The organism is Kocuria sp. cx-455, from assembly GCF_057707085.1.
Genome location: NZ_JBYIPM010000007.1, coordinates 148,856 through 163,724, shown reverse-complemented (window position 1 = coordinate 163,724; position 14,869 = coordinate 148,856). Strand labels below are relative to the sequence as shown.

The following is a 14,869-nucleotide window of genomic DNA, read 5'->3' as shown; positions in this document are numbered from 1 at the left end:
GCAGCCGCGGTGCCACATCGGTGAACCACCGTGACACTGCAGGAGAAACTGTGCAGCCTTCAAGCAATCACCATATTTTGAGCGGGTTGACCAACAACCTCAAAGACGCCAACTCCGAGGAAACCCAGGAGTGGATCGAGTCCTTCGACGGTCTGATCGAGACCCAAGGCACCGAGCGCGCGCAGTACATCATGCGCGCGCTGTTGCAGCACGCGGGCACGCATTCCGTGGGTGTGCCCATGGTGACCACCTCGGACTACGTCAACACCATTCCCGTGGACCAGGAACCGGAGTTTCCCGGCGATGAGGAGATCGAACGGCGCTACCGCGCCTACCTGCGGTGGAACGCGGCGGTCATGGTGCATCGCGCGCAGCACCCGGAGATCGGGGTGGGTGGTCACATTTCTTCGTACGCCGGTGTGGCCACACTCTACGAAGTGGGCTTGAATCACTTCTTCCGCGGCCCCGAGCATCCCGGCGGCGGCGACCAGGTCTTCTGGCAGGGCCATTCCTCCCCCGGTAACTACGCGCGCGCGTTCCTCGAAGGTCGCATGACCGAAGAGGATCTCAACGCGTTCCGCCAGGAGAAGACCAAGGCGCCGCGGGGGCTCTCGTCCTATCCGCACCCCCGCTCCATGCCGGATTTCTGGCAGTTCCCCACAGTGTCCATGGGCATCGGCCCGATGAACGCGATTTACCAGGCGCAGTTCAACCGCTACATCCACAACCGAGGCATCAAGGACACCGCCGACCAGCACGTGTGGGCGTTCCTCGGTGACGGCGAAATGGATGAGCCCGAAAGCCGCGGACTCTTGCAGTTGGCGGCCAACGACAAGTTGGACAACCTGACCTTCGTGGTCAACTGTAACCTGCAGCGCCTGGACGGTCCGGTGCGCGGTAACGGCAAGATCATCCAAGAGCTGGAAGCGTTCTTCCGCGGTGCCGGTTGGAACGTCATCAAGGTCGTGTGGGGCCGCGAGTGGGACACCCTGCTCGAGAAGGACACCACCGGCGACCTGGTGCGGATCATGAACGAAACCCTGGACGGTGACTACCAGACGTACAAGGCCGAGTCCGGTGGGTTCGTCCGAGATCACTTCTTCGGCAAGTCCCCCGAGACCAAAGAGCTCGTGGCGGAAATGTCCGACGACGAGATCTGGAAGCTCAAGCGCGGTGCCCACGATTATCACAAGGTCTACGCGGCGTATCAGGCAGCCATGGAGCACAAGGGTCAGCCCACCGTGATCCTGGCGCAAGCGGTGAAGGGCTACGGTCTGGGTACCCACTTCGAGGGCCGCAATGCCACCCACCAAATGAAGAAGCTGACCCTGGATGACCTCAAGGTCTTCCGTGATCACCTGCGCATTCCCATTAGCGATGAGGAACTCGAGAAGGACCTCTACAACGCGCCGTACTACCACCCCGGAGAGGACTCCCCCGAGATCAAGTACCTCCTGGAACGCCGGAAAGAACTGGGTGGATTTGTCCCGGATCGTCCGCACGCGCAGAAGGTCATTGCGCTACCGTCCGATAAGGCTTATGCCTCGGGGAAGAAGGGCTCCGGTAAGCAACTGGCCGCGACCACCATGGCCTTCGTGCGCATTCTGAAGGACCTGATGCGCGAGAAGGACTTCGGCCACCGCATTGTGCCGATCGTCCCCGATGAATCGCGCACGTTCGGTATGGACTCGTTCTTCCCGACCGCCAAGATCTACAACCCGAACGGGCAGAACTACCTCTCCGTGGACCGCGAGCTCATGCTGGCCTACAAGGAATCACCGCAAGGGGTGCTGCTGCACCCGGGCATCAATGAGGCCGGTGCGACCTCGGCGTTCACCGCTGCGGGCACCTCCTACGCCACCCACGGCGAGGCCATGATCCCGTTCTACGTGTTTTATTCAATGTTCGGGTTCCAACGCACGGGTGACTCGTTCTGGGCGGCCTCTGACCAGTTGGCCCGTGGCTTCATCATCGGCGCCACTGCAGGACGTACCACACTCACCGGTGAGGGCCTGCAACACGCGGACGGTCACTCGCCGTTGCTCGCGGCCACCAACCCGGCCGTCATCCACTACGACCCGGCCTACGGCTACGAAATTGCGCACATCATCAAGCGCGGTATCGAGCACATGTACGGCACGGGCGATGAGGACCACAACGTGATGTACTACCTGACCGTCTACAACGAGCCGATCCACCAGCCGGCGGAGCCGGAGAACGTGGATGTCGAGGGCATCGTCAAGGGCATGTACCTGCTCAAACCGGCCGAGAAGGAGGGCCCCAAGGCGCAGTTGCTCGCCTCCGGCGTGGGCGTGGCCTGGGCCCTAGAGGCACAGCAGATCCTCGCGGACGAGTGGGGTGTTTCGGCCGATGTCTGGTCGGTGACGTCGTGGACCAACCTGCGTCGTGACGCCCTGGCCGCCGAGCGGGACGCTTTCCTGCATCCCGGAGAGAGCCGTCGCATCCCGTACGTGACCGAGACACTGGGCGCGACCCAGGGTCCGGTCGTGGCGACGTCGGACTTCGCCTCCGATCTGCAGGATCAGATTCGCCAGTACGTACCCAACGAGTGGGCCTCGCTGGGGGCGGACGGGTTCGGTTTCTCCGACACCCGTGCCGGCGCGCGCCGCTTTTTCAACATCGACGCCCACTCCATGGTGGTGCGCACGCTGGAGATGCTCGCGGATTCCGGTGAGGTGGACGCGGAGGCTCCCCAGCAGGCCATCGACAAGTACGACCTGCTCAATCCCAACGCAGGCACCTCCGGCAACGCCGGCGGGGACGCCTGATCCCACTCGGTTCCGCCGCGGCCCCAAAAGATCGGGGGGCTGCGGCGGCGTCGGCGGGGCGTTCGCTACCTCGGCAGGCGTCAGGAACCCGCCGGCACGAACTGCCGGGACAACTCCTCGGCCGCGTTGCGCAGCAGCGGGACGGCGCGATCGCCGAAGTCCCAGTCCACGCGCGTGGTGGGTCCGGAGACCGAGATCGCGGTGGGTGTGGGGGCGTTGGGTAGGGCCATGGAGAAACAGCGCACGCCGATCTCCTGCTCCTCGTCGTCAATGGCGTAACCGCGCTCGCGAATCCCCTCGAGATCGTCGAGCAGAGCGTCCACGGTACCCAGGCTCTTAGGCGTAGGGGTGGGCATGCCCATCGAGTGCACAATGGACACCACTTGCTCCTCCGGGAGCGTGGCGAGGATGGCCTTGCCCACACCCGTGTTGTGCAGGGGCGCACGGCGGCCGACCTCGGTGAACATGCGCATTGATTGCGAGGACTGCGCCTGGCCCACGTACACGACCATGCTGCCGTCGAGCACGGCCATGTTGGCGGATTCGCCGAGCGCCTGGACCAGTTGCTGCAGCACGGGCTGCGCGTAGGTCCCCAATTGCAGGCTGGCGGTGTAACCCAAACGGATCAGGCCCGGACCCAGCGCGTAACTGCGATTGGGCAGCTGACGTACGTACCCCAGGGGCACGAGAGTGCGCAGCAAACGGTGGATGGTGGGCAGTGGGAGCTCGGCCCTGTGTGCCAGCTCGCTCAGGGAGGACTCGCCCCCGGATGCGGTGATGATGTTCAGCAGGTCGAACACACGCTCGACCGACTGGACTCCTCCCCCATTTTTACCTTCTGCCATGGCGCCAACTCGCTTTCCTGATGGACGGAGACCCCATCCGGGACGGTCCGTCCGATGTCACCATGTGAAATAACTCTCACACGGGTCTTGTCTTTCATCCCAGACTACATCTACGATTCAATAAGTGGAAATATTTTTCCACAATGCGGATAAAGAAGTGGAGCGAGGGTTCCGCTCGGTCTGAAAGGAACTTCATACAGATGTCTACACCCAGCCCCGGATACTCCATGGTCCTGCGAGTTGAGGCGCCCGCTACGTTCAACTCGACCAGTGAAATCACCACCGCCGCCTCCGCTGCCGGCGCCCAGGTGACCGCTTTGGACATTGTCGAATCGCACCCCACCAGCGTGGTGATCGACATCAGCTGCAACGTCTCCAACGCTGAACACCGTGACGAGGTCCGCGACGCGCTCAACGCCCTGGACGGCGTGAACGTCCACAAGATCTCCGACCGCACCTTCCTGATCCACCTGGGCGGCAAGATCGAGGTCACCCCGCGCGTGTCCCTGCGTAACCGTGACGATCTCTCTCGCGCCTACACCCCCGGTGTGGCCCGCGTGTGCATGGCCATTGCAGAGAATCCGGAGGACGCTCGCCGTCTGACCATCAAGCGCAACACAGTGGCCGTGGTGACCGATGGCACCGCAGTGCTCGGTCTGGGTGACATCGGCCCCGCCGCGGCCCTTCCGGTGATGGAGGGTAAGGCCGCTCTGTTCAAGGCCTTTGCGGACGTTGACGCCTGGCCCGTGTGCTTGGACACCAAGGACACCGAGGAAATCATCAGCATCGTCAAGGCCATGGCCCCGGTGTACGGCGGTGTGAACCTCGAGGACATCGCGGCTCCGCGCTGCTTCGAGATCGAGGCCCGCCTGCGCGAAGAACTCGACATCCCCGTCTTCCACGACGATCAGCACGGCACCGCCATCGTGACCCTGGCCGCCCTCTACAACGCCCTGCGCGTGGTGGACAAGAAGATCGAGGACGTCAAGGTGGTCGTCTCCGGTGTGGGCGCTGCCGGCAACGCCATCATCCAGTTGCTGCTCGCCAACGGCGTGGCCAACGTAATTGCGTGCTCGCGTAACGGCGCCATCCACTCCGGTGAGACCTACACCGACCCCCACCGCACGTGGCTGGCCGAGAACACGAACAAGAACAACTTCTCCGGTTCACTCAAGGACGCGGTGGCCGGCGCGGACGTCTTCATCGGCGTGTCCGCACCCAACGTGCTCACCGGTGCGGACATCGCCACCATGGCCGATGACGCCATCGTGTTCGCCATGGCCAACCCTGACCCCGAGGTGCACCCTGCCGAAGCCGCCGAGCACGCCGCCGTGGTCGCGACCGGTCGAAGTGACTTCCCGAACCAGATCAACAACGTGCTCGCCTTCCCGGGCCTGTTCCGCGGCCTGCTGGACGCCGGAGCCTCGGACATCACCTCCGAGATGCTCGTGGCCGCGGCCAAGGCCATCGCGGACTGCGTGGAACCGGACGAGCGCAACGCGAGCTTCATCGTCCCCAGCGTGTTCGACCCCAATGTGGCCCCGGCCGTGGCGGAAGCGGTCAAGAACACCGCACTGGGCGAAGACGGCCAGTAACGCAGCGACCTGACGGGCGGCGGCGTCGCCGTGGACAAGACGACGGCGCCGCCCGCCCACCGTTTCGAGCAAGACCACGCACCGCCGGCACGACAGCACTACCAGCACCACCCGAAATTTCCAGGAGGCAACCATGACCATCACCCACAACACCCCGCACAGTGTGGCCGCGGCCACCGAGATCCTGTCCGACGAGGCACTGGCGTTCATCGAGGCACTACACGAGAAGTTCAACGGCCGCCGCAAAGAGCTGCTGGGCAAGCGCGAGACCGCCCGCGAGCGGGCCGCGTCGACCGGCATCCTTGACTTCCCGGAGGAAACCCGCGAGGTGCGCGAGGGGGACTGGAAGGTTGCCCCGGCACCCAGGGCGTTACAGGACCGCCGCGTGGAAATGACCGGCCCCGCAACGCCGGCCAAGATGGCCATCAACGCACTGAACTCCGGTGCCAAGGTGTGGCTGGCCGACCTCGAGGATGCCGCGAGCCCCAGCTGGGCCAACCAGATCGACGCGATTGCCAACCTGCGCGAGGCCGCCCGCGGCACACTGGCCTTCACCTCCCCCGAGGGCAAGGAGTACACGCTGCGCGGGGATGTGCCGCTCGCCGTGGTCGTGACCCGCCCGCGCGGCTGGCATCTGCCCGAGCACAACATCACCGTGAACGGGACGGAAGGCTCCGGTTCGCTCACCGATTTCGGTCTGCACTTCTTCCACACCGCAAAGCAGCTGGTGGACAACGGCCACGGTCCGTACTACTACCTGCCCAAGATGGAGTCCTATCTGGAGGCGCGCCTGTGGAACGACGTGTTCACGTTTGCCGAGGAGTACCTGGGTATCGAACACGGCACCATTCGCGCCACGGTGCTCATCGAGACCATCCCCGCAGCCTTCCAAATGGACGAGATCCTCTACGAACTGCGCGATCACGCTTCCGGTCTCAACGCCGGCCGCTGGGACTACCTGTTCTCGATCATCAAGTACTTCCGCGATGCCGGTGAGAAGTTCATCCTGGCCGACCGTTCCTCGGTCACCATGACCGCGCCGCTGATGCGCGCCTACACCGAGCTGCTCGTGCAGACCTGCCACAAGCGCGGCGCGTTCGCCATGGGTGGCATGGCCGCGTTCATTCCGTCCCGCAAGGACGAAGAGGTCAACCGCGCAGCCTTCGAGAAGGTCCGCAACGACAAAACCCGCGAAGCCAACGACGGCTTTGACGGCTCCTGGGTGGCCCACCCGGACCTCGTGCCCGTGTGCCTGGAAGTTTTCGACGGCGTGCTGGGCGACAAGCCCAACCAGGTGGACCGCCAGCGCCCTGAGGTCTCCGTGACCCCCGAGCAGCTACTGGACGTCCCCTCCGCCGGCGATCAGCGCACCGAGGAAGAACTCAACGCCAATCTTTACGTGGCCATCCGCTACATCGCGGTCTGGTTGTCCGGTAACGGCGCCGTGGCCATTCACAACCTCATGGAGGATGCTGCCACCGCGGAAATCTCCCGCTCCCAGATCTGGCAGCAGATCAAGAACGGTGTGGTCTACACCGACACCGGAAACACCGCAACGCGCGAGTTGGTCGCTGATGCCCTGGAGAAGCAGTTGGGTGTCCTCAAGGAAGAAATCGACGCCGAGAACTATGAGAAGTGGTTCGTCCCGGCGGGCAAGCTCATCTCCGACATGGTGTTGAGCGCCAACTACCCGGACTTCCTGACCTTGCCCGCGTATGACCTCATGGAAGGGGCCAAATGACACAATCCATTCTCGGGGCGCGAGTCGCCTCCGCCGCTCCCGCCGACGCCGCCGCCCGCGGCTCGGCGGGGGCCATCCCGGCCGGCGCGAGCCTGCCGACCGCGTTCTACCAGCGAGCGGATCTGGTGCTCGCAGGCACCGACGCGGACCTGGCACGGTTCTTCCCGGGTGATTCCGGGGTTCGCCAGCCCGTGCACACGTGCTACATCCCGGCCGACCTCGTCACCGTGGACACCCCCGCCGAATGGGGCCACGCCGCACAGGCCGCCGCCGATGAAGCGGGCGGACTCCGAGAGCTCGCCGAACTGGCGGGTCTCACCGGGCACGGCGCGAGCGACGTCGTGGATCGCGTGGCCGCCAAGTTGCAGACCGAACCGATTGAGGACCTGCGGCTGGACCTCGAAGACGGGTTCGGCAACCGCTCCGACGGCGAAGAGGATGCCGCCGCGGCCCAGGCCGCGCGCACCGTGGCGCAGTTCGCGATCAACAGGGCCGGCGGTTCCGCGCCGGCACCGGCCTTCGCGGGCATTCGATTCAAATGCTTCGAAGCGGCCACCCGCGCCCGTGGCCTACGGTCCCTGGACGTTTTCGTCACCACCCTGGTGCGCGAGGGAGGCCTGATCGAGGCCGGCGTGAGCTCGGATGGTTTGCCTGCCGGACTCGTGCTGACCCTGCCCAAGGTCTCCTCCGTGGACCAGGTGCACGTCATGGTTGAAGCGTGCCGGACACTCGAGGATGCGCTGGGCCTGCCCAACGGCCGACTGCGCTTCGAAATCCAAATGGAAACGGCCCCCATGATCCTGGGGCTGGACGGCACGTGCCTGATCCCCGCGATGCTGCGCGCCGCCGAGGGCCGTGCAACGTCGCTGCACTACGGCACCTACGACTACTCGGCGTCCCTGGGGATCTCCGCGCAGTTCCAGTCCATGGAACATCCCGCCGCGGACTTCGCGAAGAACGTCATGCAGGTGGCAGTGGCCGGTACGGGTGTGCACCTCTCCGACGGGTCCACCAACCAGTTGCCCGTGGGGGACACCGCCCAGCGCCGCGAGTCCTGGGCATTGCACGCGCGCCTGGTCCGCCAGTCCCTGGAGCGCGGGTACTACCAGGGCTGGGATCTGCACGCCCACCAGCTGCCCACGCGTTTCTTGACCAATTACGCGTTCTACCGCGATGGATTCGACACCGCCGCCCACCGCCTGGAGGTCTACGCGCGCCGGTCGGTACCCGGTATTGAAGCCGCAGACGTGGCCGACGAACCTGCCACCGCTCGCGCCCTGGCCCGCTACATCCTGCGCGGCACGCTGTGCGGTGCGGTCACCGAGGACGAGCTGCGCACCGCCGGCTTGACCCCGGAAACGGTGAGCTCGATCGCGAAAACGGGCGCGGCGGCGTCGAACGCTGAACATTCTGAGACAGGAGAGACACGATGAGCGAACGCACGTACTGGGCAACCCACGGTGGCCACCCGCCGCAGACCGATCTGCTGACCGACCGGGCCATGTTCAAGGAGGCCTACGCGGTGATTCCGCGAGGCACGCAGCGCGACATCGTGACCTCGTTCCTGCCCCATTGGGAAGGCACCAGGCTGTGGGTGCTCGCTCGGCCGCTGACCGGTTTCGCGGAGACGTTCTCCCAGTACCTCATGGAGGTTTCCCCCGGAGGCGGCTCGGACAAGCCCGAGGACGATCCGGATGCGGAAGCGGTGCTGTTCGTCATGGAAGGCTCCCTCGAGCTGACCCTGGGCGACGAGCCCGGTGACGACGACATTCACACCCTCAACCCCGGCGGCTATGCGTTCATCGCCCCCGGTGAAACGTGGACCGTGCACAACCGCGGCTCCGAGGAAACTCGGTTCATGTGGGTGCGCAAGCGCTACCAGAAGGTCGCGGGCGTCGAGAAGCCGGAATCCTTCGTGACCAGCGATCAGGACGTGGAGCCCACACCCATGCCCGGAACCGAGGGTCGCTGGGCCACGTCGCGGTTCGTTGATCCGGCGGACGTGCGCCACGACATGCACGTGACCATCGTGACGTTCCAGCCCGGCGGGATCATCCCGTTCGCAGAAACCCACGTGATGGAACACGGGCTCTACGTGCTCGAGGGCCAGGCCGTGTACCGGCTCAACGAAGACTGGGTCGAGGTACAGGAGGGCGACTTCATGTGGTTGCGCGCCTTCTGCCCGCAGGCTTGCTACGCCGGAGGCCCCAAACCCTTCCGCTACCTGCTGTACAAGGACGTCAACCGCCACGCCCCGCTGACGTTGGGAGGCCACGCGGGGCGCTGACGCCTGAGGGCTCAGGACCTCACAACGTCTTGGCGTCGATCACGAAGCGGTAGCGCACGTCCGAACCCACCACGCGGTCGTAGGCGTCGTTGATGTCATCGGCCTTGATCAGTTCGATCTCCGCCGTCACTTCGTGCTCGCCGCAGAAATCCAGCATCTCCTGGGTCTCGCGGATGCCGCCGATGTTGGAACCGGTCAGGGACTTGCGGCCGCCGATGAGCAGGGGGGCGCTCACCTCGAGGGGTTCGGTGGGCAGCCCCAGCAGCACCATGGCCCCGTGCGGACGCAGGGTGGCCATGAACTCCTGCACGTCGATGTGCGCCGAGACGGTGTTGATGATGACGTCGAACACGCCCTTGTGGTTCTTGAGCGCCTCGGGGTCCTCCTTGCGGGCGATCCAGTCGGTCGCGCCGAAACGGCGGCCGTCCTCTTCCTTGGAACGGGTCTGACTGATGACGGTCACCTCCGCGCCCATGGCCTTTGCGAGCTTCACGGCCACGTGCCCCAGGCCGCCCATGCCCACGACGGCCACCTTGGAGCCCTCGGTGACGCCCCACGTGCGCAGTGGGGAGTACGTGGTGATGCCGGCGCACAGCAGCGGCGTGGTGGCAGCCGGATCGAGGTTCTCGGGGATGTGCAGCGCGAACGCCTCGGACACCACGATCTCCGTGGCGTACCCGCCGTCCGTGGGACGGCCGTCGAAGCGGTCCACACCGTTGTACGTACCCACGGCGTTGGGGCAGTTGTTCTCCTCACCCTTCAGGCACCACTCGCACTCGCGGCAGGAATCCACCAGGCACCCCACGCCCGCGCGCTCGCCCTCGGTGAATTTCGAGACCTCGGATCCGACCTCGGTGACGCGGCCGATGATCTCGTGGCCCGGGACCATGGGGAAGTCGATCGGTCCCCATTCCTCACGCACGGTGTGGATGTCCGAGTGGCAGATGCCGGCGAACTCGATTTCGATGCGGATGTCGTCCGGGCGCAGGTCCCGGCGCTCGATGGTGCCCTTCTCCAGAGGGGCGCCGGAAGCAACGGCCTGATAGGCAGCAACGTTAGTAGTCATGGGAGGAGACTCTAGACCCCGCTCATGGGGTACGTCATTGTCGGGGAAGGTGGTTCGCCGTGGGCGTGCGGTCATCCCGGGTCGGGCGGCGAGGGGACGGGCCCTAACGGCGCTGTCCCCTCACCGCCCGAACGGAAATCCCGTCAGGTCCTTCGGCAGCGGCGCAGCGTAGGTACGGGACTTGGAGGTCTTCAGCCCCAACCGCACGAGCGACTGTGCCACGGTCACCGCCGCAGCCACTCCATCCACCACGGGCACACCGCATTGTTCACGCACGGCTGCTTCCAGGGCGGCCATGCCACCGCAGCCGAGCACGATCACTTCCGCGCGGTCCTCGTCAATGGTCCGCTGCGCCTCGGCCACGATGGACTGGATCGCGGCGTTCTCATCCGCCTCCAGATCGAGTACCGAGGTGTTGGAGGCCCGCACGGATGCGCAGCGGTCCATGAGTCCCGCCAGCCGGAGCCGATCCTCAATGAGGGGAACGGTGCGGTCCAGGGTGGTGACCACCGAATAGCTGCGGCCCACGAACGTGGCCATGGTTGCGGCTGCCTCGGTGATGTCCACGACCGGCTGCTCCAACAGTTCCTGCAAACCCTCCCGGCCGTGTTCGCCGAATCCGGCTTGGATCACGGCGTCGAAGGGCTGGTCGTAGCTGAGCACGGCGTCCATCACGCCCACCGCGGCGAGGTAGGACTCCATGTTCCCCTCGCACGAGGGTGCCCCGAAGTGCGGGGTCAGTCCCACGATGTCGACGCCGGGCTCGGCCACTTTCCGCGCCGACTCCGCTATTGATTCCGTCATGGACTCCGTGGTGTTCACGTTGACCGTCAAAATGCGCATGATGTTCTCCTTGTCAAGGTCAGTGAGTGGCGGCCACGGCGATGGACTCGCCGTGCTGATCGGTGTATTCCAAGGACTTCCTGGCGGCGACCAGGTAGCACAGTGCCCCCAGTCCCGCGCCGATGAACCAGGCGAATTCACTGGCTGCGCTGAACATGGGGAGAAGCGCGACAGCCATGGAAACCAGCGCAGCCGGGATGAACGCCGCAATCGCCCGAGGGTTCACGCCCTTGTGGTAGTAGTACTCGCCCTCCTGGGCATCGATGTACAGCTGCGGCACATTGACCTTGGAACGGCGGATGATCCAGTAGTCGACCATGATGATGCCGAACAACGGCCCGAGCAGGGCCCCGAGGCCTCCCAGGAAGTACACGATCACCACGGGGGAGTTGTAGAGGTTCCACGGCAGGATCAGCAACCCGATCACTGCCGAGACAATCGCCGCCCGCGCGAAATTGAGTTTCTTGGGGAACATGTTGGTCAATGCAAAGGTGGGGGCCACAAAGTTGGCCATGAGGTTCACGGCCACCGTGAGGATCAACAGCGCAAGTGATGCCAGGACCAAGAACAGCGTGGACGGAATCGTCTCGACGATGTCGGCCGGGGACGTGATGACCCTACCGTCGATCTTGAACTGCGCACCGGCCAGCGACACCACGATCAGGCCGAACACCAACATGTTGATCGGGATTCCCCAGAAATTGCCCCTCACAATGGAGCCACGGCTCTTGGCCGACCGGGTGAAGTCACAGAAGTTCAGGACGAATGTGCCGTAGATCGAGACCCACAGGGAACCACCGCCCAAGATGTGAACCCACATCTCACCTCCCGTGAGAGGGGTGTCGGTGGACCACGCAATGGAAAAATCGACCCGCAGCAACATCCAGACGGCCATGGCGAGCATGGTGATGAGGATGATTGGCCCCGCGAATGCCTCGTACTTCCTGATCATTTCCATGCCGTAGCAAATGATCACCACTTGCACGAGCCACAGTGCCAGGAAGCTGAGCCACCCCAGGGTGGACAGCCCCAGAAAATCATTCGAGTCCACGGAGCTCAGCCCGGGCCACAGCGCAATGAGCAGGACCCGTAACACCACTGCGGCCAAATAGGTCTGGATCCCGAACCATGCGATCGCCACGACACCGCGGACCCCTGCCGGTAGGTGAGCGCCATGCACGCCGAAGGCGATGCGGCTCATCACCGGGTACGGAACACCGGTTTTCTGCCCCATAAAACCGGACAGGCTCAGCAAAAAGAAGAGCAATAACGCCCCCACGCCCAGCGCGGTCAGCACTTGCCATGCCCCCAGGCCCAGGGCGAACAGCCCAATGGCGAAGGAGTAGTTACCCAGCGAGTGAACGTCATTCGCCCACAAGGTGAAGATGCTGTACGCACTCCATGTTCGGCCCTTTTGTTTCGTGGGGGCCAGGTCCACGTTGTACAACCGGTCACTGGTGATGGGCGGCGGTTCCGTTGACACCGTGCCCAGCGAATACTCCCCCTCGAAATCGGGCCGTCCGGCCAGTTCGGGGGACACCGCGTGAAGGTTCTTCTTGTCCATGTGAGATCTCCCTGCGAGAACTTGTCCCGGTCGGCGATTGCGACACCTGCAGCGTCGCCTCAAGGGTGGTTTCGGAGCGGAGGCACACTTTGTCCGCCGGCATCCTCGGGTGGTGTGAATCACACAATACGTCCCTGAAGTTCCGTTGAAAAGAATTTATTTTCCACCATACGAAACTTGGTCTCGCTTTCTCTGCTTGCCGGGGGTACTCGTCTGTATCCCCGGGAGGGTTGACGGGCATCACATTGTCACTTAGGGTCTTTCACAGAACAGAAATTCAATTCCACAATCCGAAAGACATGCACCCGCGAGGGCCGCCGCGCAGGAGGAAAACCGTGAGCTACACCGTCAACTCTTCGATCTTGCTGACCGATCTACCGATCAATGACCGGCCCCAGGCCGTCGCCTCCGCAGGTTTCACCCGCGCCGAGTTCTGGTGGCCCTTCCCGGGTCCCACACCCTCGGACGCCGAAATTCAGGACTTCGTGGACTCGCTCAGGGATGCCGGCGTCCAGTTGACCGGTTTGAACTTCTACGCCGGCGATATGCCCGGCGGCGAGCGCGGCGTGCTCTCCCAGCCGGCTCGCTCGGAGGAGTTCCGGGCCAATATCGACGCCGTGGTCAAGATCGCCCGGGCCACCGGCTGCAGGGCGTTCAACGCGCTCTACGGCAACCGCTTGGACGGCGAGGACGCCGCGGAGCAGGACCGGATCGGCGTCGAAAACCTGCAGCGCGCGGCGGATGCCGTGGCACCCTTGGGCGGCGTCGTGCTGCTCGAGCCCGTCTCCGGAACCGAGGCGTACCCGCTCAAGACCGCCGCGGACGCCCTGGCCGTCCTTGAGAAGGTGGGCCGCGACAACGTCAAGCTGTTGGCCGACTTCTACCATTTGGCCGTCAACGGTGACGATGTGGAGCGCGTCATCGAGGATCACGCCGCTGACTTCGGCCACATCCAGATCGCGGACAACCCGGGCCGCAATGAACCCGGCACCGGTGAGCTGCCGCTCGAGACGTGGCTCAACCGTTCCCGTGAGCTCGGCTACAACGGCGTGATCGGCCTGGAGTACAAGGCTTCGCAGGAGGATCCCTTCGCGTGGCTGCCCCGCGAGAAGCGCGCCTGATCCGGTCGCACCCGCACATTACCCGTCACGGGCAGCGCGGCACGCAACGCGAGCAGCGCGCCAAGACCAAATACCAGCTACACCCGCGGATCACCGCAGAACGTCTAAGGAGAACATCATGGCCAAGGTTGCAGTTATCGGACTGGGCATCATGGGCCTTCCCATGGCCAAGAACCTCGTCACGGCCGGCCACCGGGTGACCGGTTACAATCGCTCCCCCGAAAAGGCTCGGGAGCTCGCCCAGGCAGGCGGCACCGCTGCCGGCTCCGTGGCCGAGGCCGTCAAGGACGCCGAGGTCATCATCACCATGGTTCCGGACTCCCCGGACGTCCAGGACGTGGTGGGCGGTGAGGACGGCGTGTTCGCCAACGCCCCGCAGGGTGCCCTGTGGATCGACGCGTCTACCATCCGCCCGGACGTGGCCGTGAACCTCGCCGACGCCGCTCGCGAGGCCGGCATCCGTCCGTTGGACGCCCCGGTCTCCGGTGGCGAGCAGGGCGCGATCGACGCAGCGCTGTCCATCATGGTGGGTGGCGAGGCCACCGATTTCGAGGCGGCGCAGGAAGTCCTCAATGGCGTGGGCAAGACCATCGTGCACGTGGGCCCCTCCGGCTCCGGCCAGACCGTCAAGGCCGCCAACCAGCTCATCGTGGCCGGCAACATTCAGTTGCTCGCCGAGTCGGTCGTGTTCCTCGAGGCCTACGGCGTGGACACGGACGCCGCCCTGAAGGTCCTCGGCGGCGGCCTGGCCGGCTCCAAGGTTCTCGATCAAAAGGGGCAGAAGATGCTCGATCGCAACTTCGATCCCGGTTTCCGCCTGGCCCTGCACAACAAGGACATGGGCATCGTCACCGCCGCCGCACGCGAGGCCGGCGTCACCATCCCGCTGGGCGCGGTCGTCGCCCAACTGGTCTCCGCCCTGGTCGCCCGCGGCGACGGCGGCCTGGACCACTCGGGGTTGTTCAAGCTCGCCAACGAACTCTCCGGCGGCGACAAGAAGTAATTGCCCGGCCCACGC

The 14,869-nt window shown here is 64.8% G+C and carries 11 protein-coding genes; 7 read left to right on the top strand and 4 right to left on the bottom strand.

The genetic code is table 11. The features are described from left to right. Positions 1–50: 50 nt before the first annotated feature. The gene (gene aceE / locus AC3ENJ_RS11680; protein ID WP_431814180.1) at positions 51–2,789 is read left to right on the top strand and encodes a pyruvate dehydrogenase (acetyl-transferring), homodimeric type; all 2,739 of its coding nucleotides are present in this window, start codon (positions 51–53) and stop codon (positions 2,787–2,789) included. Positions 2,790–2,869: 80 nt separating this feature from the next. Here aceE and AC3ENJ_RS11675 read toward each other — a convergent pair whose 3' ends face one another. Continuing rightward, on the bottom strand, positions 2,870–3,634 hold the full coding sequence (locus tag AC3ENJ_RS11675) for an IclR family transcriptional regulator (protein ID WP_431814179.1): 765 nt from the start codon (positions 3,632–3,634) through the stop codon (positions 2,870–2,872). Between the two features lie 200 nt (positions 3,635–3,834). Between AC3ENJ_RS11675 and AC3ENJ_RS11670 the strand changes: the two genes are divergently transcribed. From AC3ENJ_RS11670 to AC3ENJ_RS11655, 4 genes are all read left to right on the top strand, one after another. Further along, entirely contained in the window at positions 3,835–5,229 is a 1,395-nt protein-coding gene (locus AC3ENJ_RS11670) for an NAD-dependent malic enzyme (protein WP_431814178.1), read from the top strand. A gap of 133 nt (positions 5,230–5,362) precedes the next feature. Further along, positions 5,363–6,970, top strand: a complete 1,608-nt coding sequence (gene aceB / locus AC3ENJ_RS11665; RefSeq protein WP_431814177.1) for a malate synthase A — start codon at positions 5,363–5,365, stop codon at positions 6,968–6,970. After that, positions 6,967–8,403, top strand: coding sequence for a DUF6986 family protein (locus tag AC3ENJ_RS11660; RefSeq protein WP_431814176.1), 1,437 nt, complete (start codon positions 6,967–6,969; stop codon positions 8,401–8,403). The genes aceB and AC3ENJ_RS11660 overlap by 4 nt, the downstream gene beginning before the upstream one ends. Beyond that, the gene (locus AC3ENJ_RS11655) at positions 8,400–9,257 is read left to right on the top strand and encodes a bifunctional allantoicase/(S)-ureidoglycine aminohydrolase (RefSeq protein ID WP_190807985.1); all 858 of its coding nucleotides are present in this window, start codon (positions 8,400–8,402) and stop codon (positions 9,255–9,257) included. Before AC3ENJ_RS11660 ends, AC3ENJ_RS11655 begins: the two co-directional genes overlap by 4 nt. A gap of 19 nt (positions 9,258–9,276) precedes the next feature. Here the strand turns inward: AC3ENJ_RS11655 and AC3ENJ_RS11650 are convergent, their stop codons facing one another. From AC3ENJ_RS11650 to AC3ENJ_RS11640, 3 genes are all read right to left on the bottom strand, one after another. Then, on the bottom strand, positions 9,277–10,323 hold the full coding sequence (locus AC3ENJ_RS11650) for an NAD(P)-dependent alcohol dehydrogenase (RefSeq protein WP_431814175.1): 1,047 nt from the start codon (positions 10,321–10,323) through the stop codon (positions 9,277–9,279). Between the two features lie 120 nt (positions 10,324–10,443). Further along, a complete protein-coding gene (locus AC3ENJ_RS11645; protein WP_190781968.1) occupies positions 10,444–11,166 on the bottom strand; it encodes an aspartate/glutamate racemase family protein in 723 nt (240 codons plus the stop codon). A gap of 19 nt (positions 11,167–11,185) precedes the next feature. After that, positions 11,186–12,730: an NCS1 family nucleobase:cation symporter-1 gene (locus AC3ENJ_RS11640; RefSeq protein ID WP_431814174.1), complete on the bottom strand. Its 1,545-nt coding sequence runs from the start codon at positions 12,728–12,730 to the stop codon at positions 11,186–11,188. Between the two features lie 335 nt (positions 12,731–13,065). Between AC3ENJ_RS11640 and AC3ENJ_RS11635 the strand changes: the two genes are divergently transcribed. Next, positions 13,066–13,851, top strand: coding sequence for a hydroxypyruvate isomerase family protein (locus AC3ENJ_RS11635; RefSeq protein ID WP_431814173.1), 786 nt, complete (start codon positions 13,066–13,068; stop codon positions 13,849–13,851). Beyond that, positions 13,814–14,854 (top strand): 2-hydroxy-3-oxopropionate reductase, encoded by a 1,041-nt coding sequence (locus tag AC3ENJ_RS11630; protein ID WP_431814231.1) that lies wholly within the window; start codon positions 13,814–13,816, stop codon positions 14,852–14,854. The genes AC3ENJ_RS11635 and AC3ENJ_RS11630 overlap by 38 nt, the downstream gene beginning before the upstream one ends. Positions 14,855–14,869 lie beyond the last annotated feature (15 nt).

Excerpts from the sequence above, each read along its gene's own strand:
- AC3ENJ_RS11675 (WP_431814179.1), bottom strand. The coding sequence starts at position 3,634 with ATGGCAGAAGGTAAAAATGGGGGAGGAGTCCAGTCGGTCGAGCGTGTG.
- AC3ENJ_RS11670 (WP_431814178.1), top strand. The coding sequence starts at position 3,835 with ATGTCTACACCCAGCCCCGGATACTCCATGGTCCTGCGAGTTGAGGCG.
- aceB (WP_431814177.1), top strand. The coding sequence starts at position 5,363 with ATGACCATCACCCACAACACCCCGCACAGTGTGGCCGCGGCCACCGAG.
- AC3ENJ_RS11660 (WP_431814176.1), top strand. The coding sequence starts at position 6,967 with ATGACACAATCCATTCTCGGGGCGCGAGTCGCCTCCGCCGCTCCCGCC.
- AC3ENJ_RS11655 (WP_190807985.1), top strand. The coding sequence starts at position 8,400 with ATGAGCGAACGCACGTACTGGGCAACCCACGGTGGCCACCCGCCGCAG.
- AC3ENJ_RS11650 (WP_431814175.1), bottom strand. The coding sequence starts at position 10,323 with ATGACTACTAACGTTGCTGCCTATCAGGCCGTTGCTTCCGGCGCCCCT.
- AC3ENJ_RS11645 (WP_190781968.1), bottom strand. The coding sequence starts at position 11,166 with ATGCGCATTTTGACGGTCAACGTGAACACCACGGAGTCCATGACGGAA.
- AC3ENJ_RS11640 (WP_431814174.1), bottom strand. The coding sequence starts at position 12,730 with ATGGACAAGAAGAACCTTCACGCGGTGTCCCCCGAACTGGCCGGACGG.